This is a genomic window from Microbacterium aureliae, from assembly GCF_054780155.1.
This window is the reverse complement of sequence record NZ_BAAGWW010000001.1, coordinates 760,529-783,958: the sequence shown is the minus strand read 5'-3', so window position 1 is coordinate 783,958 and position 23,430 is coordinate 760,529. Positions and strand designations below refer to the sequence as shown.

Annotated in this window: 20 protein-coding genes; 8 read left to right on the top strand and 12 right to left on the bottom strand. The window is 63.9% G+C overall.

What is annotated here, in order from left to right; translation table 11 throughout:
• The first annotated feature begins 36 nt into the window (after window positions 1–36).
• From ACYVF4_RS03770 to ACYVF4_RS03745, 6 genes are all read left to right on the top strand, one after another.
• The gene (locus tag ACYVF4_RS03770; protein WP_460719865.1) at window positions 37–1,605 is read left to right on the top strand and encodes a class I SAM-dependent DNA methyltransferase; all 1,569 of its coding nucleotides are present in this window, start codon (window positions 37–39) and stop codon (window positions 1,603–1,605) included.
• On the top strand, window positions 1,602–2,765 hold the full coding sequence (locus ACYVF4_RS03765; protein ID WP_460719863.1) for a restriction endonuclease subunit S: 1,164 nt from the start codon (window positions 1,602–1,604) through the stop codon (window positions 2,763–2,765). The genes ACYVF4_RS03770 and ACYVF4_RS03765 overlap by 4 nt, the downstream gene beginning before the upstream one ends.
• Window positions 2,762–3,475, top strand: a complete 714-nt coding sequence (locus ACYVF4_RS03760) for a TIGR02391 family protein (protein ID WP_460719861.1) — start codon at window positions 2,762–2,764, stop codon at window positions 3,473–3,475. Before ACYVF4_RS03765 ends, ACYVF4_RS03760 begins: the two co-directional genes overlap by 4 nt.
• Window positions 3,472–6,621 carry a type I restriction endonuclease subunit R gene (locus ACYVF4_RS03755; protein ID WP_460719859.1) on the top strand — a complete coding sequence of 1,050 codons (3,150 nt, stop codon included), beginning with the start codon at window positions 3,472–3,474 and terminating at the stop codon, window positions 6,619–6,621. Before ACYVF4_RS03760 ends, ACYVF4_RS03755 begins: the two co-directional genes overlap by 4 nt.
• A 93-nt stretch (window positions 6,622–6,714) precedes the next feature.
• A complete protein-coding gene (locus ACYVF4_RS03750) occupies window positions 6,715–8,100 on the top strand; it encodes a DUF2130 domain-containing protein (RefSeq protein WP_460719857.1) in 1,386 nt (461 codons plus the stop codon).
• 410 nt (window positions 8,101–8,510) lie between these two features.
• Window positions 8,511–11,249 carry an AAA family ATPase gene (locus tag ACYVF4_RS03745; RefSeq protein ID WP_460719855.1) on the top strand — a complete coding sequence of 913 codons (2,739 nt, stop codon included), beginning with the start codon at window positions 8,511–8,513 and terminating at the stop codon, window positions 11,247–11,249.
• Window positions 11,250–11,420: 171 nt separating this feature from the next.
• Here the strand turns inward: ACYVF4_RS03745 and ACYVF4_RS03740 are convergent, their stop codons facing one another.
• The 8 genes from ACYVF4_RS03740 to ACYVF4_RS03705 form a co-directional block, all read right to left on the bottom strand.
• Window positions 11,421–11,966: a hypothetical protein gene (locus tag ACYVF4_RS03740; protein ID WP_460719853.1), complete on the bottom strand. Its 546-nt coding sequence runs from the start codon at window positions 11,964–11,966 to the stop codon at window positions 11,421–11,423.
• A 196-nt stretch (window positions 11,967–12,162) separates the two neighbouring features.
• Window positions 12,163–13,887: a DUF2326 domain-containing protein gene (locus tag ACYVF4_RS03735; RefSeq protein ID WP_460719851.1), complete on the bottom strand. Its 1,725-nt coding sequence runs from the start codon at window positions 13,885–13,887 to the stop codon at window positions 12,163–12,165.
• Window positions 13,887–14,117 carry an ABC-three component system middle component 6 gene (locus tag ACYVF4_RS03730; RefSeq protein ID WP_460719849.1) on the bottom strand — a complete coding sequence of 77 codons (231 nt, stop codon included), beginning with the start codon at window positions 14,115–14,117 and terminating at the stop codon, window positions 13,887–13,889. Before ACYVF4_RS03730 ends, ACYVF4_RS03735 begins: the two co-directional genes overlap by 1 nt.
• Entirely contained in the window at window positions 14,110–14,898 is a 789-nt protein-coding gene (locus ACYVF4_RS03725) for an ABC-three component system protein (RefSeq protein WP_460719847.1), read from the bottom strand. The genes ACYVF4_RS03730 and ACYVF4_RS03725 overlap by 8 nt, the downstream gene beginning before the upstream one ends.
• Before the next feature lie 206 nt (window positions 14,899–15,104).
• Window positions 15,105–16,541 carry a hypothetical protein gene (locus ACYVF4_RS03720; RefSeq protein WP_460719845.1) on the bottom strand — a complete coding sequence of 479 codons (1,437 nt, stop codon included), beginning with the start codon at window positions 16,539–16,541 and terminating at the stop codon, window positions 15,105–15,107.
• Between the two features lie 58 nt (window positions 16,542–16,599).
• Window positions 16,600–17,151, bottom strand: a complete 552-nt coding sequence (locus ACYVF4_RS03715; RefSeq protein WP_460719843.1) for a hypothetical protein — start codon at window positions 17,149–17,151, stop codon at window positions 16,600–16,602.
• Between the two features lie 469 nt (window positions 17,152–17,620).
• Window positions 17,621–18,406 (bottom strand): hypothetical protein, encoded by a 786-nt coding sequence (locus ACYVF4_RS03710; protein ID WP_460719841.1) that lies wholly within the window; start codon window positions 18,404–18,406, stop codon window positions 17,621–17,623.
• Between the two features lie 516 nt (window positions 18,407–18,922).
• On the bottom strand, window positions 18,923–19,864 hold the full coding sequence (locus ACYVF4_RS03705) for a hypothetical protein (RefSeq protein WP_460719839.1): 942 nt from the start codon (window positions 19,862–19,864) through the stop codon (window positions 18,923–18,925).
• A gap of 295 nt (window positions 19,865–20,159) precedes the next feature.
• On the opposite strand from ACYVF4_RS03705, the gene ACYVF4_RS03700 reads away from it, so the two are divergent.
• Window positions 20,160–20,483, top strand: coding sequence for a hypothetical protein (locus ACYVF4_RS03700; RefSeq protein WP_460719837.1), 324 nt, complete (start codon window positions 20,160–20,162; stop codon window positions 20,481–20,483).
• Between the two features lie 77 nt (window positions 20,484–20,560).
• Here the strand turns inward: ACYVF4_RS03700 and ACYVF4_RS03695 are convergent, their stop codons facing one another.
• A complete protein-coding gene (locus ACYVF4_RS03695; RefSeq protein WP_376014082.1) occupies window positions 20,561–20,740 on the bottom strand; it encodes a helix-turn-helix domain-containing protein in 180 nt (59 codons plus the stop codon).
• Between the two features lie 112 nt (window positions 20,741–20,852).
• Here ACYVF4_RS03695 and ACYVF4_RS03690 point away from each other — a divergent pair, with 112 nt between their 5' ends.
• On the top strand, window positions 20,853–21,467 hold the full coding sequence (locus tag ACYVF4_RS03690) for a hypothetical protein (RefSeq protein WP_460719835.1): 615 nt from the start codon (window positions 20,853–20,855) through the stop codon (window positions 21,465–21,467).
• A 380-nt stretch (window positions 21,468–21,847) separates the two neighbouring features.
• On the opposite strand, the gene ACYVF4_RS03685 is transcribed toward ACYVF4_RS03690, so the two are convergent.
• The 3 genes from ACYVF4_RS03685 to ACYVF4_RS03675 all read right to left on the bottom strand — a co-directional run bounded on the left by ACYVF4_RS03685 (window position 21,848) and on the right by ACYVF4_RS03675 (window position 23,363).
• Window positions 21,848–22,429: an ABC transporter substrate-binding protein gene (locus tag ACYVF4_RS03685; protein WP_460719833.1), complete on the bottom strand. Its 582-nt coding sequence runs from the start codon at window positions 22,427–22,429 to the stop codon at window positions 21,848–21,850.
• Between the two features lie 137 nt (window positions 22,430–22,566).
• On the bottom strand, window positions 22,567–22,854 hold the full coding sequence (locus tag ACYVF4_RS03680; protein WP_460719831.1) for a Fe-S cluster assembly protein HesB: 288 nt from the start codon (window positions 22,852–22,854) through the stop codon (window positions 22,567–22,569).
• A 152-nt stretch (window positions 22,855–23,006) separates the two neighbouring features.
• Window positions 23,007–23,363, bottom strand: a complete 357-nt coding sequence (locus tag ACYVF4_RS03675) for a histone-like nucleoid-structuring protein Lsr2 (RefSeq protein WP_460719829.1) — start codon at window positions 23,361–23,363, stop codon at window positions 23,007–23,009.
• Window positions 23,364–23,430 lie beyond the last annotated feature (67 nt).

Here is a 23,430-nt window from a genome sequence, read left to right as displayed (position 1 = left end):
ACAGGCAACGACAAGAGGCAAGAAGGGAGGCGCCGCATGGCACGAGTTGCACGCAAGACCGAGACCAAGACTCTGGAGCAGAAGCTCTGGGATGCCGCCGACGCCCTACGAGGAAACCAGGAGCCGAGCGAGTACAAACACGTCGTGCTCGGCCTGGTGTTCCTCAAGTACATTTCCGACCGGTTCGAGGGCAGGCGAAAGGAGATCGAGGCCGAACTAATCGCCGACGGGCTCAAGCCCGAGCAGGCGGAGCGCCTCGTCGAGGACCGCGACGAGTACACGAGCCACTCGGTGTTCTGGGTTCCCGCTGCCGCGCGGTGGGGGGTCATCCAGAAATCCGCCAAGCAGCCCGAGATCGGCGAGTCCATCGACAATGCGATGGATCTCATCGAGCGCGAGAATCCGAAACTCCGCGGGGTGCTACCGCGCAACTACGGCCGTGAAGACCTCGACAAGGGTCGCCTCGGCCAACTGGTCGACATCATCGGCTCGATCGGCTTCACCCAGACTGACGACCACGGCTCCGATGACGTGCTCGGCCGCGTGTACGAGTACTTCCTCGGGCAGTTCGCCGGCAAGGAGACCGGCAAAGATGCAGGGGCGTTCTACACGCCGCGCTCGGTCGTCAAGACTCTTGTCGAGATGCTGGAGCCGTTCCACGGCCGCGTCTACGACCCGGCGTGCGGCTCGGGCGGCATGTTCGTGCAGTCGGCCGAGTTCGTGAAGGCGCACGGTGGCAAGCGCAATGACATCTCCGTTTACGGGCAGGAGTTCACTGCGACCACCTGGAAGCTCGCGAAGATGAACCTTGCCCTGCGCGGCATCGACGCCGACCTCGGGGACAAGTCGGCCGACTCGTTCACCCAGGACCTCCACCCGGACCTCCGCGCGGACTTCGTGCTCGCCAACCCGCCGTTCAACGTGAGCGAGTGGTGGAATGCGAAGCTCGCCGACGATCCCCGCTGGAAGTACGGCACTCCGCCCGAGGGCAACGCGAATTTTGCGTGGGTGCAGCACTTCATTCATCACCTCAGTCCGCGAGGGACCGCCGGCTTCGTTCTGGCGAACGGCTCGCTCAGCTCGAAGACAAGTGGCGAGGGCGAGATTCGTCGCAAGCTCATCGAGGCCGACCTCGTCGACTGCATCGTGGCGATGCCTGACAAGCTCTTCCTCAACACCGGCATCCCGGTCAGCCTTTGGTTCGTCAGCCGCGATCGTGGGGGCAACGCGCAGCACCGTGCACGAAAGGGTGAAGTGCTGTTCATCGACGCGCGCAAGCTTGGCGCCATGGTGAACCGGCGTCTCCGCGAGCTGAGTGACGACGACATCCAGCAGATCGCCGGCGCTTACCACGCATGGCGCAACCACGACGGTGGGTTTGAGGATGTCGTCGGGTTCGCGAAAGTCGCGACAATTGACGACATCGCGAGCCACAGTTTCGTTCTCACGCCCGGCCGGTACGTCGGAACTGAAGAAGCAGAATTGGACGACGAGCCGATCTCGGACAAAGTCGCGCGACTCACTACCGAACTCTTCGCCGAGTTCGATCGTGGGCACGAACTCGAGGATGAGGTCCGTTCCCGTCTGGGGGCCATCGCCCTATGACGACCATGACCCTTGGTGAGGCGTTCCTGCTCAACCCGACGGTCTACCTGCCTCGCGGCACGGAAGCACCGTTCGTGGACATGGCCGCGCTTCAGCCGTTCACGAGAGACGTGGTGTCAAATACTACGAAGCCGTACACCGGCGGGATGAAGTTTCGCGACGGGGACGTCCTCATGGCCCGCATTACGCCGTCCCTGGAGAACGGCAAGACAGCGATCTTCCGCGCACCGAGTGGAGACAGCGGTCCTGCTTTTGGTTCGACAGAGTTCATTGTCATCCGAGGTCGGGATGGCCTCTCCGACTCGACCTACGCGTACTACCTTTTCACCTCACCGGCAGTGCGCGATCACGCCATCGCGAGTATGAACGGCAGCTCGGGCCGCCAGCGTGTACAGCACGACTCGCTCGCGTCGTTCAAGATCAACCTGCCGGCTCTCCCTGAGCAGCGGGCAATTGCTGCGACCCTTGGAGCCCTCGACGACAAGATCGAATCGAACCAACGGCAGCGCAGAATCTTGCGAAGCCTGGGGGCAGCGCTCGTCTCCGAAGCGCTTGCCAGCGGTGGAGTTCGACGTCCGCTCAATGCCGTCACTGCGAGCATTGCTCGCGGCATGACACCCAAGTACACCGACCATGATCTTGCCGCCCCACTCGTACTCAACCAGAAGTGCATCCGTGACGGATGGGCGTCGCTGGCGCTGGCACGACGAACCCAGGACAGGGTGGTGGCGCCTGCGAAGAAGGCGTCGAGTGGCGACATCTTGGTCAACTCGACGGGCGTCGGCACTCTTGGGCGGGTTGCGCGATGGCACGAGGGATCAATCTTCGTCGATAGCCACATCACAGTGGTGAGGCCTGACCCTGCAGAGGTTGGACCCGTAACGCTGGGGTACGTGCTGCTCGCGCTTCAGCCCGATATCGAAGCCTTGGGTGAGGGCAGCACGGGACAGACTGAGCTCAGCCCGACTCGCCTCGGAAACTTCCAAGTTCTCGTTCCGAGCGACACGAGAATGGGTGACCTCGAGCACGACCTCCTCGCCTTAGAACGCCGTGCCGCCCTGCTCGCTACCGAGAACGATCGATTGGCTGCACTCCGTGATGTGCTGCTTCCGGCACTTGTATCGGGTCGGGTTCGTTTTTCCGTTGAGGAGGCGGCGTGAGCACCCTCGACATTGCATGGGCGATCCAGGAACTCGAAGCATTCGTCCATGCCGCCGGGACAGGCGGGATGTACCAGCGAGAGGAAGACGAGATTGTTGCCGAGCGCGCGCACGTTGTCGAGCAGATTCTCGACAGAGTCCTTCCCGGGTGGCGGGCTCGTGCCGATCAGCGGTCACCGAAGCTTCGCGAATTCGAGCCGTGGGGGCATCTGCGCGATTGTGCAAGCCGCGGTATCGCTGCGTTGAAACGTCAAGACGAGCTGAGCGAGAGGCTCGGTGATAGTGCGCCCACGATTTCTGCGGCCCAGTTGCATCCTTGGGTTTGGAGCGGCGCGCGGTCTCTGTGGCAGTCGGGCCATTACCGCTCTGCGGTCGAGGACGCGGCAAAGAAGGTCAACGCGGCGACCCAGAACAAGGTTGGCCGCCGCGACGTGAGTGAGACCGACCTGTTCAAGCAGGCATTCAGCATTTACGCCGCGGTGTCTGGGAAGGAACGGCTGCGACGGCGGCCGCCGGACGGAAGCGACACGTACAGGTCGCTGCAGCGCGGCGCGATGGCGCTGGCGGAAGGCATCTACGCGGGCATCCGCAACCCGTTCAATCACCAGGACCCGAAGGACATCGACGAGCAGACCGCGCTGGAGTATCTCGCGGCGCTCAGCGTGCTCGCCCGCTGGGTCGATGATGCGCAGGTCGAGAAGGGATCATGAGCAGCTTCAACGAATCCGTCGTCGAGCAAGCCGCCCTGGAGTGGCTCGCCGACCTCGGCTACCAGACACTCCACGGGCCGAGAATCTCGCCTGGAGGCGACGGGCCCCAGCTTCGCGACTCGTTTGCCGACGTCATCCTCATCGACCGGCTGCTGCCGACGGTGCGTGGGCTCAACGCGTACATCGAGAACACCGTGATCGACCAGGCGATCAAGCGCCTCCTGCGCCCGGAGTCGCAGAACCCGATCGACGAGAACTACCGCATCCACCAGCTCCTCATCGGTGGTGTGCCGGTCGAGCATCGCGGGGCGGACGGACACGTGCGCACTGTTCGTGTGAAGCTGATCGACTTCGACAGGCCCGAAATGAACGACTGGGTCGCGGTCAACCAGTTCACCGTGACCAAGGACGGCAAGAACCGCCGCCCCGATGTCGTGGTCTTCGTGAACGGCATGCCGCTCGCGCTGTTCGAGCTGAAGAACGCCGCCGACGAGAACGCCGACATGAAGGGCGCCTGGAACCAGATCCAGACATATCGGCACGACATCGCGCCGATCTTCGACTTCAACGCCGTCACTGTCATCTCCGATGGCGTTCCCAGCGCCGCGATGAGTTCCTTCACCGGCGCGTTCGAGCACTACGCACCCTGGAAGACGATTGATGGTCGGGATGTCGTTACCGACCGACCCTCGCTCGAAGTGCTCATCCGGGGTGTTTTCGAACCCGAACGGTTCCTCGACATCCTGCGGAACTTCGTCGTCTTTAGCGACGAGACGGTTACCGACCAGGCGACCGGCCAGCCGATGCGATCGCTCATCAAGCGCGTTGCGAAATACCACCAGTACTGGGCCGTGAACACGGCCGTCGAGTCGACCGTCAAGGCGGCGAGTCCCGCGGGCGACAAGCGCGGCGGTGTCGTCTGGCATACCCAGGGGTCGGGCAAGAGCTTCGAGATGGTCTTCTTCGCCGCCAAGATCATGCATGATCCGCGGATGGAGAACCCAACGCTCGTCTTCATCACCGACCGGAACGACCTCGACGATCAGCTCTTCGGCGAGACATTTTCACCCGCCACGATCCTGCCTGAGAAGCCCGTGCAGGCGGAGAACCGTGCCCACCTGCGCGAGCTGCTCACCCGGGCATCCGGCGGGATCATCTTCACGACCCTTCAGAAGTTCGCACCCGAAGAGCGGGGCGACACCAACCCCGTGCTCACCGACCGGCGGAACGTCATCGTCGTCGCAGACGAGGCCCATCGCTCGCAGTACGGGTTCAGCGAGACACTTGATACCGAGGGTCGGCTAAAGTCTGGGCTCGCGAAGCACATGCGGGACGCGCTCCCCGGTGCCACCTGCCTAGGGTTCACCGGCACGCCCATCGAAACCACCGACAAGTCGACCCGCGCCGTGTTCGGCGACTACATCGACATCTACGACCTGACTCGAGCGGTCGAGGACGGTGCGACGGTCAAGATCTTCTACGAGCCCCGGCTCGTCAAGGTCGGACTAAGCGTCTCCGCTTACGGGGAACTCGATCGCCTCGCAGACGAGATCACCGAGCAGGTCGAAGAGACCGCCGCGTCGGCGGCTATGTCGCGGTGGGCTCGGCTCGAAGCGATAGTTGGCGCGGAAGAACGCCTCGATCTCGTCGCCCGTGAGATCGTCGAGCACTGGGAGAAGCGGCGCGAGTCGCTCATCGGCAAGGGCATGATCGTCGCAATGAGCCGCCGCATCGCGGTCAAGCTCTACGAGAAGATCGTCGCGCTGCGTCCCGAGTGGCAGACCGATGACCACCGTACGGGCAAGATCAAGGTCGTCATGACTGGTTCCGCTTCCGACCCGCAGGAGTTCCAGCCGCATCTGCACGACAAGGCAGCGCGCAAGGAGATCCAGCTCCGCGCGAAGAACCCCGACGACGAACTGGAACTCGTCATCGTCCGCGACATGTGGCTCACCGGTTTCGACGCGCCCGCCATGCACACGATGTACGTCGACAAGACGATGCAGGGTGCAGGGCTCATGCAGGCCATCGCCCGCGTCAACCGAACCTTTCGCGACAAGCCCGGCGGCCTCATCGTCGACCTGATCGGCGTGTACGCCAGCCTGCAAGAGGCGCTCAAGGTGTACTCGCCGTCCGACCGGGATCAGGCCGGTGTACCGATCGACGAGATGGTCGCTGTGATGCTGGAGAAGCACGACATCGTGACTGCGCTGGTACACAGCGTCACGTTCGACTCATCCCCGGACTTGCCGGCGTCCGACCGCCTCGCGCAGTACGCGAAGGTACTCGACTTCGTGATGGCCGATCCTGATCGAACCAAACGTTACAACGACCAGGTGCTGGCCCTCGCCAAGGCCTTCGCGCTCTGCGGGGCGCGGGACGAGGCCGCCGCCATCCGCGACGACGTTCGTCTCTTCATCGATGTGCGCGCCGCGATTCTGAAGGTCCTCGATCCCGGATCAGGTCGCAGCGGATCTGGCGCTGTCGATGTCGACACGGCGATCGGGCAACTCGTCAATGAGGCCGTGTCGGGCGACCAAGTGATCGACATCTACCAGCTCGCCGGCGTCGAGACCCCCGAACTGTCGATCCTCTCGGACGAATTCCTTGACGGCCTGGCGGACAAGGACAAGCCGAACCTGCAGATCGGACTGCTCCGCCGCCTGCTCGACGACCGCATCCGGACGATCAAACGCAGCAATGTCGTACAGACGCGCAAGTTCTCCGCGATGCTCGACGAGGCGGTCAACCGGTACAACAACCGATCGCTCACCTCGGCGCAGATCATTGCCGAACTAGTCACGCTTGCCAAGCAGATGCGTGACGACATGCAGCGGCATGCGGCCCTCGGCCTCCGCGAGGACGAGATCGCCTTCTACGACGCCGTCGCGCAGAACGAGTCGGCCGTCACCGGACTGGGTGACGAGACACTGAAAGCGATCGCCCGCGACCTGGTTCGAACCATTCGGGACAACTGGACAATCGACTGGGATGTTAAGGAGAGCGTGCGGGCCAAGATGCGCTCGGCCGTCCGCCGCATCCTCGTCCGCTACGATTACCCGCCCGACGCGGAGCTTGAGGCGATCGAGCTGGTCATCGAGCAGGCCGAGATCTTCGCCGCCGACGACGAGGAATTCTCCTTCTGAGGCTTTGCATCCTCCTGGTCACGCCGGATTGACCTATGTGACACAGGAAGGAGGTAGCCATTGAACGAGATCAAGTGCCCACACTGCGGGACCGTGTTCACCATCGACGAGGCCGAGTACGCCAGCCTCGTGCAGCAGGTGCGCACGACGGAGTTCGAGAAGGAACTCCACGCCCGGCTCGCCGAGGCCGGCAAAGCCATGAAGACCGAGATCGAGCTCGCTGAGGCGAAAGTCGCCCAGCAAGCGCAGGAGGCTGCCGCGAAGAAGGACGCTGAGATTCTGCGCCTGAAGAACGAGATCGCGGGGGCCGGGAACGTCCAGGCGCTCGCTATCGCCCAGGCAGCCGAGGATTCCCAGAAGGCTCTCGGCGCCAGGGACGCGCAGATCGAGCGTCTCAAGGCCGCGATCCAAGGCGCGGACACCGCGCAGCAGCTCGCAATCGCGAAGGCTGCTGATGACGCGCAGAAGGCGGCGGCTGAGAAGGACGCCGAGATCCTGCGGCTGCGCGGCGAGATCGACAAGGCCAGCACCAGTCAAGAGCTGGCGCTCACCAAGGCGGTCTCGGAGGTGCAGCAGAAGCTTTCCGCCGCTGAGAGCAAGATCGTTCTCCAGGCTGCCGAACAGCAGGTCAAGGAGTCGGCGCTCAAGGAGTCGCACTCCAAGGAGGTCGCGCTCCTGCAGCAGCAGGTCGAGCAGTACCGCGATTTCAAGGCGCGGCAGTCGGTAAAGCTGCTGGGTGAGTCGCTCGAACAACACTGTGAGACCGAGTTCAACCGCGTCCGGGCGATGGCGTTTCCGAGCGCCGAGTTCGGCAAGGACAACGACATCTCCACTGGCACTAAGGGCGACTACATCTTCCGCGACTTCAGCGAAGACGGGGTCGAGTACATCTCGATCATGTTCGACATGAAGAACGAGGCCGACGCGACGTCGACCAAGAAGAAGAAGAACATCGATTTCTTCGCGAAGCTCGATAGGGACCGCCGCGAGAAGGGCTGCGAGTACGCCGTGCTCGTGTCGATGCTCGAAGAGGATTCCGAGCTGTACACCGGCATCACCGACGTCTCGCACGAGTACCCGAAGATGTTCGTCGTCCGGCCGCAGTTCTTCCTCGCCATCATCGCCCTGCTCCGCGGTGCCGCCCAGAAGACCGTCGTGGTCAAGGCTGAGCTCGAGCAGATCAAGAAGCAGAACATCGACATCACGAGCTTCGAGTCCGAACTCGAAGACTTCAAGGCGGCGTTCGGGCGCAACTACGACCTCGCCAAGCGCAAGTTCGACACCGCCATCGATGACATCGACAAGGCGATCGAGCGCCTTCAGAAGGTGAAGGAGGGTCTGCTCAGCTCGGGCAACAACCTCCGCCTCGCCAATGACAAGGCGACGGCCCTCACCGTCAAGAAGCTCACACGCGGCAACGAGACGATGAAGCAGAAGTTCGCCGAAGTCGAGTCTCCTCGCGCGGCTGAAGCCGCCTGACCAACGTCCACCGCCAGTGCCCCTCGGTCCTCCGCGGCCGAGGGGCACCGCCCATGTAAGAGCTTGTGATGGCGTCGCTGTAGTCAGGCGGGTACGTCGCCTCCGCATTGCGGTCGTTGACGCCCGGATTTCGGCCCGTGCACGCGCAGTACCCGGCGAAGGCGGTCTTCATCGGCCCGCCGCGCAACGCGTGGCACGAGTGCCTGATGGGCGACCGCCACAAGACACCAGATGCCAGACCCGGCCACTCACACCCGATCCCGATTCTCGCCTCCAGGCCGAATGCGCCACAACGGCGATGCACGCAGGCACCCAAGGTGGACGACGCCGTTTGAAGCCGCTTTGCTACAGCTACCTTCAACTCAGAAAAATCCCTGGATAACAGCGAAAACCTAGCCTACTCTGGCGCCATGCGCGGAGGCCTGGAGCGATGGAAGAGAGGCGTCGAATCCCGCGGGGTCCGGCAGGCGATCTCGTACGCGCTCGAGGGCACGTGCGACGCCCACATGCCCTACCCGACGGGCGCCGAAGCGCTTGAGGCGTACGGCGCAGCATCCGATTCAACCGTCTCTCGGTTCATCGTCGACAACGGCGTCATGACGACTGACCAACTTACGGCTGGCGGCCTTCGCGTCTGGCTCACCGGACACGACCCGGTCACGGGGGAGGAGCGCGGCCACCAGCGCCTGAGCCCCGACGCTGACCTGCTGCTCGACGGTACGCTCAACCACCCGAAGTCGTACAGTATCGCCGCGCTGCTCCATCCCGAACTCGCAGCCGAGTTCGAAGCCCTCCAAGACCGGTTGCGGGACCGCATCCTGCTCATCTGGCAAACCGAACTGAACGCACGCCGCGGGCACGGCGGACTCATTCGCGAGGCGATCACGCGCATCGAAGCCGTCGAGCTGCAGCACCGTCGCTCGCGCGCACTCGACCCGCACATCCACCGTCACCTGTGGCTCAACATCAAGGTGCGCGGTGCAGACGGCAAGTGGTCGAACCTCGACTCGCGCGTCGCGATGAAACTGCACACCGTTGTCAACGCCGAAGGCGAGCTCGCCGCCCGCACCGATCCGGCCTGGATCGCCGCGCTCGCCCGGCACGGCTACACGCTCGACGACACTGGCGAGATCGCCGAACTCGCCGGTGCCGTCCGGCCCGTCTCGCGCCGGTCGGCGCAGATCGAAAGCAACCGCGCGCGCCTGATCGCGGAGTGGTCGGCGGCGCACCGGGGATCTGCGCCGAGCGTGGAGGTGCTGCAGCAGATCGATCGGCGCGCGTGGGCGGTGTCGCGTCCGAACAAGCCGGCCGATCTCGATGAGGCGTCGTGGGAGGCGCGCGTTCGCGACGAGATCGCAGCGATCGATCCGAGCCTGACCGCGACGCGCGCACCCGTTCCACTCGCCGCAACAGACCCGTCTGCGCTCAACGTGGATCTGCTCGCTGCAAAGGCAGTCGTTGACGCGGACGAACGCTCCACCTCATGCGGCGGCAGGTTCAGCGTGTTCGACATCCGCGCCGGCGCGATACGAGCGCTCTCGCGCACGGGAGTCGTTGCGGAGCGCGACCGGCTCGATGACGTGATCGCCGAGATCACGGTGCGTGCCACGCATTCCGTCTATCGGCTCGTTGCGGAGCCGCCGGCGCACGTCAAGGCGTTCATGGCGACCGAGACCGTACGCGCCAAGGTGCGTCTCGCCGGCCGCTTGGACGTGCTCGCCCGACCGGGGCGCTCCCTGCTGCCGGGCGAGTTGCGCCAGCTCGCACCGAACGAAAATTTCTCGGCGCTGGATGCGTCGCAAAGCGTTGCCGCGTGCGCCCTCGCCGGCACCGACGGGCTCGTGACGGTGACCGGCCCCGCCGGCGCGGGCAAGACGACGATGCTGCGCGCTGCGTTCGCGGCGCTCACGTCGCAACGGCGACGGATGCTCGTTGTCACTCCCACCCGAAAAGCGGCATCGGTGGCGTCTCGCGAGGTCGGGGCCGCGGCATCCAGCATTCATGCCTTGCTTTCGGACCATGGCTACCGATGGGGCACCGACGAAGCCGGCGCGAAGGTGTGGACCAGGCTTCGAGTGGGAGACGTCGATCCCAGCACGGGCGCCGTATACGGCGGACCAACCCGGTACGTGCTGCGTTCTCGCGATCGGATCGTCGTCGACGAAGCCGGCATGGTCGACCTGCAGACGGCGAACGTCCTCGTGGAGCTCGCGATCGAGCAGGGTGTCGGGCTGGCGTTCGTGGGTGACACGCATCAGGCGTTGCCGGTCGGACACCCGGGCGCGATGGGTTCTGCGATCCGGCACGCGAACGCTGCGGTCGAGCTCGACACGGTGCACCGGTTCCGCGATCCCGACTACGCGGCGCTCACACTGCGGCTCCGGGATGCGGGTGATCGCGGGCGTGCACTGGTGGTTGCGGGCGAGCTTGCCGAACGCGGTCACGTCGCTCGGGTCGATCATCACGAAGCGGCGCATGAGCGGATGATCGAGGCGTACTTCGACTGGCACGCACGCGGCAAGCGGGTGACGCTCGTCTCTGGGACGAATGCTGAGGCGGATGCGATCAACGAGGCCATCCAGCAGCGGCGAGTCGATCAGGGCGAGCTCGACGTACGCGTCGCCGCGTGGGGAATCGGGCCGCAGCGCATCCTCGTCGGCGACACCGTCCAGACTCGTCGCAACGACCGGCTCACGGGAGTCGAGAATCGCGCGCAGTGGATTGTGCGCGGCATCCGCAACGAGTACCTGTCTCTTGTCTCTGTAGGCGATAGCGGCGAGGTGGCGCGTGTGACCACCGAGTACGCGCGCGAGCACCTGCAGCTCGCCTACGCCTCCACCGTGCACGGCGTGCAAGGCGACACCGCCGATGCGTCGGTGGTCGGTCCGGATGTGGATGCCGCGGGACTCTACGTAGGCCTCACGCGCGGGCGGGCGCATAACGTCGCGATCGTCGTGGCGCGGACGGATGCCGCGGCCCGCGAGTGCCTCGCCGATTCGATGCAGCGCGGCACTCCGGAGTTGACGATGCAGGATGCTGTGCGCGCTGCCCAGGCCGAGGTGCGGCGCGCGGCGCGGAACCGCGAGGCGGCGATGGCTACGGCGCCGGTGGTTGGGGTGCCGAGTGCGGGGCGCGGGATGGGAATGTAGAGGCGCTCGATAGTCGGACGCCCAACGAGGAAGGTCACGCGCGGGCTACTCGGGCGCAATCAGCGCGGGTTTGGGCCTCGCTCACAGCATCTCGTCGCTTGTCGCTACGAACGACCCTCAATCGCCCGATGCAGTCCCGGCGGATCTGCAGCGGAACGCACTCCACTCAGCTCAGTACTCGTCCTGCTCAGCTAACGGCTGAGCTTCTGCTCGACGTCCGTCGCGCACTTCATGGACGATCGCGATGAGACGAAGCGCGTCGCCTTCTTCAACGACGTGCTCTAGCCCTTGTCGCACCTCGGCAATCTCGGCGATCGAGCGCGGAGATTTGAGGCCGTCTCGAGACGTACGCGCATACTGAACTCGCTCGTCGCCCTCCCAGACATAGATCATCCGCGCATGAATCATGGCGTTCCTCGCCTCAAGCGCATCTCGGGCATCAACGAGCCACCGTTGCCAGCGAGCCGAGTCCTCAAGGCGTATAGCGTCTGAGAACGCTCGAGCGACGCCGGGACGAGCCAGTGCTGCGCGTACCTGTGATACTCCCCGTCTTCCCGGGTCCGCGATGCCGTGGATCCCAGGACCAAGCCAGCTCGCGACACTGAAGATGATTCCCTCGATCGCTCCCGCCAGTACCGTGATCTTCCCCAGCTCAAGGACCGTCTCGTTGGGGATACGCCGCCAATGATCCTCGAGTGCGCGCGGTTGCTCAGGCATGCCCTCACGCTACTCGCGAGTCTGACGTTCTTTCCGCAACAGTCAAAGGAATGCAAGTTCGCGTCACGGGGGCGCCTTGACCGCCGCTCGGACCCATGGACCGACCCACCCGCGACCCTGGCGTGCGTGCTCGTCACGCCAGGAGCATTCCGCCTATCGACCCGAACACACTCGACCGAGTCCGCGTGGCCGGGGATTAGAACTCTCTGCCGAGCAGGCCTCCGGTTTCCGTGTCGAGGATCGTGCGAACGACGCCGGTCTTGAACCACTCCTGGTCGAGGACCTCGTCCGGAACGTCGTTGCTGTTGATCGTGCAGATGTACTGGCCGCCCCTTGACTCCACCATGGCCTGTGCGAACTGGAGGGCTCCTGCGCGCTGACGCGGATCGACGCCATCGAAAACGGATGAGTCGTGCACGAGGAAGTCGGGATGGTGGTTGGTGATGATGCCTTCTTCGAGCAGCGTGAGATCGAAGCAGAACAGGATCATCCGATCAACACCCGTGCTTCCCGCCCCGGATGCGCTGATGGTGAAGTTGTATCCGGCGTCATCGACGGACACCGTGAGCGCGGCGTCCTTGCCGTAGAGCTGTCGCATCTTCTGGCTGAAGCGATCGCTGATCCGATCGAGCTTTTCGCGCGACGTCGTGAGATCGCGGGTGGCTTCGCTCCTCTTCGTGGACTGCACGAGTTTCAGCTCTTCGCGGCGGGTCACGAGCTCACGTGATTGTTCGATTTGCAGATCCAGCGCGGCCATACGCGCTTCGATGTCACTGAGCTCGCCGCGCATCGCATTCAGCTCGTCGAGCGCGCCGCCGGCATCGAGTGTGCGGAGCGCGGCGTCGCGCTGCTCGTCGAGGCGGCTGAGCTCCTCCGCGCGTGTCTGGATGCGCGCGTCGAGGGTCTCTATCTCGCCGTTGAGGAACTGGCGGCGGTTGGCGAGCAGCGTCGCATGAAAGTCCCGGACCTCGCTGACCTGGCGCTTGAAGCCTTCCGCGAGGATCACTCCGGCCGCGGCGAACAGATCCTCGACTGATACGGATTCATCTTCGACGTCTGTCGAGTCGGTGAGCGAGGCTACGTAAAGATCGCGCATCCGTCGATCGACGACAGCTGCATCGCGGAGGCGGCTGATCTCCGCTGTCAGGTCGTCCGCGCGTGCGACGAGAGAGTTGGGGTCCTCCAGGATGCGGAATCCCGAGATTCGTTCGCGCCACTCGTCCGCCTCGTTCTTGAGTGCGGCACGCTCGAGTGCGAGTTCCTCCTCTGGGCGAAGCGAGGTGACGAGGCTTTCCTTGGTCGCTGCGGTGATGACCTTCAGCTGCTCGAGGCCCTTCTTGACGTTGGCAAGGTCGTCAATCACCTGCCAGTCAAGGCCGAGGAGGAACGCGACGTGCTCGCGGCTGCTGGTCGCGCCCTGCTGCGGGATGACCTTGAACGGATCGCGGGGCGTGTCGGTCCGGATCACGTACGACAGCAGGGTTCGAACTGACAGTCCCCCGCCCTTGTCCTCCGCGGCCGGCTCGAGACGGAACAGCGCGAGGCCGAGTAGCGACTTCCAGTTCTCGAGGGTGATCTCACCTTCGGTCAGCCACGGGGTGATCATCTCCCGCGCCGGCCCCTGGGCGGCAATCGTGAGCCGCCGGCCGCTGGCCAGGGACCGCGTGGCTGCGACGGTGCCCCCGAACATCTCGAGCGTCAGCGTGACCTCCCAGCCGTCGTCGGCGAGAGGACGCAGGCTCTTGTGCAGACTGCCCGCGAGGACGTAGTTCATCAGCATGAGCATCGTCGACTTGCCCCGCGCATTACGGCTGTCCTGATCGGTCGAGTCGTGTGCGCGCTCGGCGACGATCGCGTTGAAGCCCGGCTGGAAGTTGATGGGCTTGACGTCCTCCTGGTTCACGCTCAGGCGGATGAACACTAGCTGGCCCTCACCATCTGGTCCTGGTAGTGGAGCGCGCCCGCCCCGTACAGCAAGGTCAACGCGGCGACGAAGGTGTCGTACGTCGACGCGACCGCCGACTGACGGCGTTCGACGTAGAGCTGACCGACACTCATGCTTCGGTCTGCGAGCAGCGCCAGCAGCGCGGCTGCCTCGCCGACAACCGTGCGCTCCAACGGCGTGAACTTGTCGGGGAAGAACTCACTCACGTTCGAAGATCTCGCAGATCTCGAAGAGGTAGGCGATGACGGCCAGGGCCGCCGCCCGTACCTGTGGGGTGTCTCGGGGGCCGGCGTGCTCGATCGCCGTTTCCACGAGGTAATCGAAGACGCCGTCCGGCGCGAGGTTCTCGGCTCGCGCCGCGTAGTAGTCGCTCTTGAACCTCGCGACCAAGCTGCGTCCGAACGCCGGTTTGACGGAATTCTGGAAGCCGATGAAGTCCTCCACTCGAGCGGCCTGGGACAGACCGTCTGTGATTCGCTGCACAGAGGTCGGGCCGAGCTTGTTCAGATCGATCTTTTCCTGAAGAGGCAACGCGAGTTCCACGCCGAGCTGCTGAGGCGGGGTGGGCTGGTTGGCGATGACCGTGCACACCACGGTGAGCTCCTCGTACGTCACCTCGCCCAGGGCGCTCCGCACAGCACGTTCCACCGCCGCCTCGTGCGCGCGTTTGGTCTCCAGGAGGAACGCACGAGTGTGGTACTCCAGCTGCGTATCGACGGCGTCATGATGCGGACCACACAGATAGATCAGATTCTCGGCGGAGCCTCGCTCCTCCGACGTCATCTGCGGGTCGTAGCGCGGACCACCCGGGCTGGCCGCAGCGATGTGGGCGACCTTGCCGGTCGCCTTGGGGCGGTCGCCGCCAGCCTTCGGGTCGATGGTCAAGTTCAGGGCACACCCCGGGTACGCGCACTTGTTTCCACTCCGGGCGATGACCACCTTCTCCTGCGCGGGCGGAACGCGATCCCGCAGAGAGGTTGGAGCCATGGATTCACAGTATCGGGCACTGTCGCGCTCCCCTCGATGGCACGACGCGTCGTCAGCTCACGAAATGGCGACCATCCGCTTACGGTGTCGATGCGCCCCCATCTGGCTGCCGTATCGGTGGCGTGTACCCCTCTCGAGCAGTGCCCGTTTAGCGATCGGCCACGGCAGGTCCCGCCGCCTGGCCTATGGCGGCAGAGCGTCTCGGCTCACGATCCGCTCGCGCCATTCGGCCAAGCAGGGCGGATTCGCTGCCACGCCCGCAACTCCGCGGGGTGTTTGCCGGACGGTCGGCTGCGGAGCGCTTGCTCTAGATTCCAGGTGCGCCGCTCTTCGTCATCGAATACCTCGAGGAGCAGGCCTATCGCATCGTCCGGGTCGTAGCTCGTGAGTTGCTCCAGCTCACGGGCTGACACGACCATTGAGGGGGTTTTCCCCTTCTGCCCGAACTCGTCGAGGTGCGCGTTTGCGAAATGGAAGGGCTCGCTAGTAACCACGAGTCCCACTACGCGTCGGTCGTTCGGGATGCTCTCGAACCCTGGAGTTTGGAGGCGGATTTGTTCCGCGGTCGTATCGATCTGGCGCCGTCCCTTCACGAGGTAGCGGTCGATAAGTTCGGAGAACTTACCACCTCCGGCTCGAGCATCGATTCCCAGCCCTGCTGACTTGCACTCGACGAGAACAATCGCTTGGTCCGTCACCCAGATCCAGTCCACGCTGAGACTTCCCCCGCCCTTTCCGTACGAGATCTCTGGGAGTAGCCGGGGAGCGACGTTGCGGAGTAGCTCACCTATGTAGTTCTGATATCGGCTTCCAAGGGATCGTGTGAACGAGCTTCCCCAGATCGCGACGCCTTCCGCGTAGAGCGTGGACGGAAGCAGCACACGCCACACGAGCGGTCCGACCGGCGCCCAGGTGCCAACGACGCCGAGGTCGACGAGCGGGTATCGCATAAGGGGGTTCAGCGGATACTTCTCGAGGTCTGGGTCTCGGTCGGGTCGTTCGTCGTAGGCCTTGCCTTGCCGGCGCAACTCGGCAACTGGTGCAGTCAGGTATCGAGCCAGTTGCTGGACGTGTTGGCGCGGGATGTGAGGTTGCATTCGCGGATCGGCGTAGATGAGGTCGAGCCGGCCAGGGTCCCATCGTCCGCCGTTGGCGTTTACATCCTGCCCGATGACGAACGCGGCGCGTATTGCCTCGGAGATTGATAGCCCGATCACATCCGCCCATGGGTAGACATCTCCAAACGAGGTGTCCTCGAAGAGGTTGACGGCCCTTGTCCATTCCTCGAAGAGCCCGATCTGCCACCACATCTGCTCGTGGATCAGCGGCCCGATCACGGCAGAGAGGGTTGGCTTGGACGGCTCCTCGAATACCGTGTGGTGCAAACGAGCCAGGCGTCGGATGTCCTCGGCGGTTGCGTCGTCGTTGCGAAACTCGTTTCCTCGGACGAGAGATTCGCGCGCGATGGCTGCTGCAGCCCAAGGTGGGAACGCTCGAATGTCCGCATAACCGTGGAAGTTCGGGTCGACCCGTGCAGACATCGAAGCAAGTAACGGGAGCAACTGCGAGGGGCGATATCGCCGGACTGCCTGCGTAAAGGTTGAGTAGTTCGGAGACGGGAACTGGAACTCCGAATCAGACACGAACCTTCCTTCGGCCGGCATTACGGTCGCTGCGTGTATGTGGATCGCGACGGACGGGTTAGCGTGGCACTCCATCCTTCGGCCCCTGAGGATCGACTCGTCGTGCGCGGCGCGCGGCCAAGATATTCGACCAGTCGCGGCGCTCCGCGTCGAGCAACTCGCGGATACTCGGGACGTGAATGCCGGCTTCCTTGAGCCGCCGCGCACGTCGGTTCTTGAGCCACACCGCGACGACGATATAGACGAAGCATCCGATGCCAATCGCCACAAAGATCGCCGCCGCTCCGGAACTGGGCGTGACCCAAGACATCACCAAGAGCAGCACGCCATAGGTGGCGACAGGAACGACCGACCACCACCGCGGTCCATCATCGAGCATCAGCCTGGTGAACTCGGTGGTCGCCAACCGTGCGGTGTTCACAAGACGCGCTTCCATCAACCGATCCTGATCCGTTCGGTGTTCGCTTGCCAGATTGGCCTCGAGGAGCTTCAGGGCAAGCTGGGCCTCCTCGGCGCGTCGCCGAGCACGCGTCGTACGCGTCGAGGCCCAAGCGATGAGGACAGTGACGCCGATACCGAGCGCCGCGATAACTGCATTCACTATCTCCACGGGCCAAAGCTACTGCCGGGTGGCGACATTCGCCTGAGCCACGGAGAGCCTCGTAACGACTGCCTCCGTTGCCTCCACCCTCGATTGTGGAAGGTGGCCCTTGCGGAGATGCCTCTAGTCGCGCGCCGTCGCCCCTCCCCGGGGCATTGCCCGTTACAGGATTGTCCAACGCACGCCGTATTCGCCTGCGCTCAACCTGCTCTCTTCGGGCAGTGCCCGATTAGGGATGGCAACGAACCGGTTTGGCGGCGTACTCGTGGTGCCTTCATCGGGCGATGCCCGAATCGGGATCCCGCTCGACTCGTTTCAGTTGAGGCGCAGCAATCTATCGAAGAGAGCAGGAGTAATAGATCGGGGGTGCCAGTCGAGTTAAGGTGCGTAGGGGGTTACGGGGGCACAAGCTTCAAACGGAGCTCCGCTGTCTCAGTTGGCGCCGAGATCCGGACGCCGAGCTGCAAACCGTGAGTACCTACTCGATTGGGTCGGACGCGAGGTCTGACTGTTGGACGGGATACGCCAGGCCGTACTGTCGCGTCACTGCCTCGACGACTTCGGTGATCCACGAGGGAGCATCGGGCGCGACGTACACGCGCTCCACAAGGGTTGGTAGGTCCACGCTTACCGGGATTACCGGCTCATCCACCGAGGTCAGCGGTCGGCCCTCGTCGCTCTCCTCATCGTTCCTATCGTCGAGTTCGTCACCTAACTCATCGTCGTCGCCACCAGCCAACATTACGAGACGCACCTCGCGCTCGTGGCTGAAACTCTCTCGCTTATGCAGGAACGCGTCGAAGACGATTCCCTCGGGGATGAGGGTTGAGCGGTAGTCCACGTACTCGACCTTTGCGCCGTACACCGACCGGTTACTGGTGATGCTCCCTTTGAGCAGGCCCCAGTTGGACTTCAAAGCGACTCCGCGTCCTTCTCGCTGATAGATGTCCCACATCGCTGCGGATTCGACTTCGGAAAGGTGCCAACAGTTCATGTGGATCAACCGCATAATGTTCGCCCGCTTCAGGCCGGAGTTGGCGTACATGGCCGCGAAATCTTCCCCGTACAGTGCGGATCGGCGTTCGACGTTGAGTTGGCCAATTGCACCTTCCCACCGGTCGCTCATCTGGTCGGAACGGGCGAAGTGCAGCGCGGACGTCTGGAGCAGTGAGAGGTAACGGGCGAGATCCATATAGCGCCAGACACTTTCGCTGTCCTCGGGATGGTTACTGAAGCTGGGGTGATCCGGATCGTTGACGAACACGACTCGAAGGTAGCGTGCCGGGACGGCGAGACGCCGACGCGGAGCCAGTGTTAAAGGGACGGGTCGAACGGCGCACGCCGGACGACTCCTTGATCCCTGGGCTGATGCCCAGTCCGACTAACCCATCCTCTGGAAGGGGGAGACGACATGCGGCGCGGCTGGCACCGGCACCTACCGCCCGCGTCGAGCGCCGTAGCGACCCCTTCGTCCGTGGACCCTCTCACAGCTAAACCAAACGATCAGAAGTAGTAGCGGCTGAACGCATAGCCGTTGGACTCCGGAATGGCTCACGCCCAGTTCCCTGAAACTATTGGCGTACGCGACCAAAGGGACCCCGTGCAAGGCCGGCCGAACGATCATCGATACGGTCCGGGGCGATCACCGCAGGACAAAAGAACCCGGCGCTCGGCGACACGCGACGTCTTTGGCATTTCCCTACGGACAACAGGAGGGGCGCCGTCGGCCGCGCGTCGCCCGCGACGGTGCCGTTACCGCTCATTGCCCGTTTGAGGATCGTCACAACGCAAGTAGGTATTTGTCGATCGATCGCACGTAGTCCACGGTGACGCCCGAGCCGAGCGCGAAGGTGAGGAATCGCTTGGCATTACGTTCCTTCGACCGGCCTTTGTCCCACAGTTCCTTACCGCACGCCTTTTCGAACGAGACAGGGTCGCGCTCCCACTCGAGGTAGAGAGCTGCAACCTCATAGCTGCCGATCTGTTCGGCCATCAACTGCCGGTCGATCGCCTCAACGACCGCGTGCACAGAGTTGAACAGCTTCACGAGGCGCTTCTCCGAAACGGAGACCTCGCCATATGCACTCGACGTGCGTCCGGCACCGACAAGCAGCATCGCGTGTGGGGACAGCACATCGGCCGCCGACTGGGCAGCGAACGAGTGCGCGATTGTATTGCGGTCGGCGCGCATCCGTTCAAATGCCGAGATTGCGCCGTCGAGCGATGAGTTGGATCCAAAGAGCCGGGCGAAGGCGGCGGCCCGGGAGCTCCAGCTACCCTTGACGACTTCAACCACATCGTGAGTGACGGTCTGCACCTCGTACTTCATTAGCGCGAGCCCGTCGAGAAGGTGCGGGGCGCGGCTCAACGTCGGATTCGATGCCACTGCGAGCGATGTAACCGTGGCCAGATAGCGCTCGAGCGCGGATGCGAGCATGACGAGCACCGCACGCCGATGCCAGGCCTCGCCGCTCCGAACCTGCTTCTCGAAGACTGAACTCGCGTGTCCGAGCGGCTTCTTGAATCGTGCACTCGTGAGCCCGAGCTGCGATCGGAAGTCATCGTCGTCGTCAAGATGGCGAAGCTTGCCTCCGACTGCACTGATCGACGCTGCTGCACCCCAGTAGTAGTCATTGAGCGTTGTGAAGTCGTGTCGGAAACGCGTCAGTGCCATCGAATAGGCGTGAAAGGGAACCCATCGATCGAACGAGGCAGTGGTCACTCTGACGATCCTGGCACCGTGCTCATCGCACGATGCAACCGACACGGTTGAGTTCGAGCGCGCGGTCAGGTGGATCGCGCGTGCAACTGGCTACGCATTCGGGGCCGTCCACGTTCGATCCGCCTTGCCCGGATGGCCCCACCTGCGAGCAATTCCCGCGGAGGGATCGGTGCGGCGCAGAAGGCACCCTTCCTCGCCCCGGTGCCGTGCGGTTACGCTATCTCACCAGGACTGACGTGCACCCGCACTCAAGCCCAGGAACGACGTATCGAGGCAGGATATTGGGAGGGGTCGGATGGGAATCGCGGACATTCTGAAAGCGTTGAACGACGGCGAATATGACGGCGCGCGGTCCGATAGTGAGATGAACGGAGTAGCATCCGGCTTTTACATCCACAATGGCACTCCCGTGAAGTACCGGGAGGGTCTGAGCAGCCGCTTTTTCGATGGGAAGGAGAACACCAGAACGCCCGGCAACCGCACGGAGGAGCGGTTCGAGACTGAGGAAGAGAAGACGGCCTTCTTCCAGAAGTACGGATTCAAGCGAGACATGTTCGGCGACCATCCTGAGGTGGTCGAGTTCAGCAAGGCTTACTACGAGGACAAGGCAGGCCAGTAGTCCACTTCAGGCCTGACATCTCGGATGCCGGGGAACGAGCCGTGGTTTCGCGTTGCGGAATCGTCATAACCGGTCGCTCAGGCGTCGACGCCGAAGGCGCGCAGCAGCGGCACGCGGGGGATCATTCTGCGCTGGCCCAGCTGGACCGTGGGGATGGTCCCGCTCTCGATGCCGAGCTTGATCGTGCGGTAGTCGACGCCGACGAGCTTCGCGGCATCCTTCATCGTCAGGGCAAGCGAATTCGGCGATGAGTTCATGACCTTCTCCTCCGCTGGTTGGTAGATGTCATCACTTGCTCACGCACTGTACACCCGTGAGTGGCCGATGTCATCACTTGCTCGCGATTCCCGAAACTGGGAAACTCGCAGCATGCCTGAACTCTCGATCGAACTGATCGACGACGAGATCATCGACGCCGGCGACGGCATTCACGTTCCACGCTCGTGGGTCGCCGTCGTAACTGGCCTTCCTGACATTCCGGGCGCCGTGCGGGCGCACGTCGTGTACGACCCGACGCTGCGGCGGGCCGCGGCTGAGTCGATTCGAGTGGATCGGAGCGGCCAGGGCGATGAGGTGACCACAACGCTGTTGCGCGACCTCCGAGTGCAGGCCATCGTCAAGTGGGCCGCGGCTCGCGTTGTCCGCATCGACGGTGATTTATCCGAGCCGGAGACCTACGGACAGTACCTGGCGCGACTGCGGGCGGACGAGTCGCGCTCCGAGGAACAGAACCTGCGTGAGGCGGTCAGGCTCTACCGGCTCGCCTCGGTCATCAACGACGGTCCGCTCAAGCTCGTCTCGGAGCAGCTCGGCGTCAGCGTCAGCACCGCGACGCGCATGATCAATCGCGCCCGCGTTGCGGGTCTTGTCGACGAGGCCACCGGTCGGGAGGTCCTCGTTCAGGCTCGCGAGCAGCAGCTCCGCGAGCAGTTCACCGGACCTGACGTCCGCCCAGGTTCATCGGGGCCTTCGATCGGTCGCTGACACCATCGGGTGGCGTTAAACCTCATTTGAGCACTTTGCAAAGCGCACCTCGCCTCCACCCGCAGAGTGCCCAAGATGACGCATTTCAGCTAGCCGCCAGAACCAGCTTGGCCGCATTCAGTTCTGAGATTGGCCTGAGGACGGCTCCAGGACTGGCAAGTCCTGCCCGCATTTTGGCCGCATTCCATTCGCTGCTAGCTGTTTTCGGACGTCGCTGGATGTCGCAGGGAACTCGAAAACTCGCGTAATTCCGCGGAAGTTGCTGTCTGACGTTGCCATGCAGAACGCTCAAAACGTGTTCGAGTCCCTCCAGGGGCATCAGAGGACACCAAATGTCGAATGACCGGCCCCGCAGGGGCCGGCCATTCGAGGGGGAGCGCTCAGAGGCCGAGGCCGGTGAGCAGGCGGTTCAGCAGGCTGCCGATCGTGGTGAGCGGGCCGCCGCGGTCGAACAGGCCCGTCACTGCGCACAGCAGGTTGCCGAGCAGCTTGCCCGAACCCGTCACGGCAGTGATGTCGAGGTTCACCTCGTCGAGGTTGACCACCAGGCCCAACAGGTCGAGGTCGAGCGGGCCGAGGTCCAGATCGAGGATGCGGCAAGAGCCGCTCGCGTTGAGGTCCTGGATCACCGTTGTGAACGACGTCGGCGCGATCTCCACGCCGTTCAGCACACCCTCGATCGTTCCGGTGAGCTCCAGGGTCCCCTCGACGACCTGCACCGTGAGATCGCTGATCGTGCCGACGAATCCTTCGCCGGTGACATTCAGCTGGGTGCCGGTGATCTGGTGCATCGCCGCCGGCGCAGACACCGGCGGTGCCGCGGACGCGGCGGTGGCAGGGATGATGCCGAACGCGGACGCGAGGACGATCGCGACACCGGCGGCCGTGGCTTTGCTTCGCTGCAACATGATGGGGAGTTTCCTTTCGGGGCTGGCCAGCCTGGCGAGGAAGGCAAGCACCATATGGAACCCCCGACGCTAGGGGAGCGTGTCACGCCCGCTGCAGGGGGTTTCAGGATCAGAGACGCAGAGTTACCATGCGGCGCCCCGGGCATGCGAAAGGCCGGTCCCCGCGGACGGGGACCGGCCTTTCGGAAAGCTCAGGACTGCGTCGCGAGCGCGAAGCGCACCGAGCCGTCGCCGACGAGCTCGGCATCCAGCACCCGGTCATCCAGTGCCTGCGCGGCGGGGCCGTCGAGAAAGACGCGCGCGCCGTCGGTGACGACCACGGTGTCCTCGGGCTCGGGAGTCGGCGCGACAGTCAGCTCGAAGCCGGTCGCCGGCTCACCCGTGTCGCGGATGCGGATGCCGCCGTCGGGCTCGGCCTGGGGAACGTTGGAGACGATCGACTTCACAGCCTCGGCAGCGGTCTGGGTCAGCGTGAGCATGCGGATTCCTTTCCGGTTCGGTCGTGCGAGTCGGCCACGATTCCGAGAATCACGCCGCCACGCAACCGCGAACACACCATCGCCGCCGATTCCCACCGGATACGGAGGTTTCGGCGGCGACGGAAAATCACCGCAATAGCGTCAGGACTGGATCAGTGGGCGGCCTCATACGCCTCAAGAACGGCCGCCGGCACCCGGCCTCGCTCCGAAACGGTATAGCCGTTCGACTTCGCCCATTCGCGCACGGCGCTGTAATCCTGCTGGCCACTGCGGCGACGCTTGCGCCCCGCAGAGGCCGCGGGCGAACCGCCGCCGCGACCGGCCGAAACCGACCGTGCCACGTCGATATAGGGCGCCAGAGCGTCCCGCAATTCCGACGCGTGAGCGGTGGTCAGATCGATCTCATAAGCGGTGCCGTCGAGAGAGAAAGTGACGGTCTCTCCTTCGCCGACTTCAAGGACGGATCCGTCGAGATCATCGACGAGTTGATGCACGATTCTGCGAGCCATGGCGAAAACAATACGCGCAAAGAGTCGCGGGCGAACGATATATCCGTTCGCCCGCGACCTTTCCTAG

Excerpts from the sequence above, each read along its gene's own strand:
- ACYVF4_RS03770 (WP_460719865.1), top strand. The coding sequence starts at position 37 with ATGGCACGAGTTGCACGCAAGACCGAGACCAAGACTCTGGAGCAGAAG.
- ACYVF4_RS03765 (WP_460719863.1), top strand. The coding sequence starts at position 1,602 with ATGACGACCATGACCCTTGGTGAGGCGTTCCTGCTCAACCCGACGGTC.
- ACYVF4_RS03755 (WP_460719859.1), top strand. The coding sequence starts at position 3,472 with ATGAGCAGCTTCAACGAATCCGTCGTCGAGCAAGCCGCCCTGGAGTGG.
- ACYVF4_RS03745 (WP_460719855.1), top strand. The coding sequence starts at position 8,511 with ATGCGCGGAGGCCTGGAGCGATGGAAGAGAGGCGTCGAATCCCGCGGG.
- ACYVF4_RS03740 (WP_460719853.1), bottom strand. The coding sequence starts at position 11,966 with ATGCCTGAGCAACCGCGCGCACTCGAGGATCATTGGCGGCGTATCCCC.
- ACYVF4_RS03725 (WP_460719847.1), bottom strand. The coding sequence starts at position 14,898 with ATGGCTCCAACCTCTCTGCGGGATCGCGTTCCGCCCGCGCAGGAGAAG.
- ACYVF4_RS03700 (WP_460719837.1), top strand. The coding sequence starts at position 20,160 with ATGGGAATCGCGGACATTCTGAAAGCGTTGAACGACGGCGAATATGAC.
- ACYVF4_RS03695 (WP_376014082.1), bottom strand. The coding sequence starts at position 20,740 with ATGAACTCATCGCCGAATTCGCTTGCCCTGACGATGAAGGATGCCGCG.
- ACYVF4_RS03690 (WP_460719835.1), top strand. The coding sequence starts at position 20,853 with ATGCCTGAACTCTCGATCGAACTGATCGACGACGAGATCATCGACGCC.
- ACYVF4_RS03685 (WP_460719833.1), bottom strand. The coding sequence starts at position 22,429 with ATGGTGCTTGCCTTCCTCGCCAGGCTGGCCAGCCCCGAAAGGAAACTC.
- ACYVF4_RS03680 (WP_460719831.1), bottom strand. The coding sequence starts at position 22,854 with ATGCTCACGCTGACCCAGACCGCTGCCGAGGCTGTGAAGTCGATCGTC.
- ACYVF4_RS03675 (WP_460719829.1), bottom strand. The coding sequence starts at position 23,363 with ATGGCTCGCAGAATCGTGCATCAACTCGTCGATGATCTCGACGGATCC.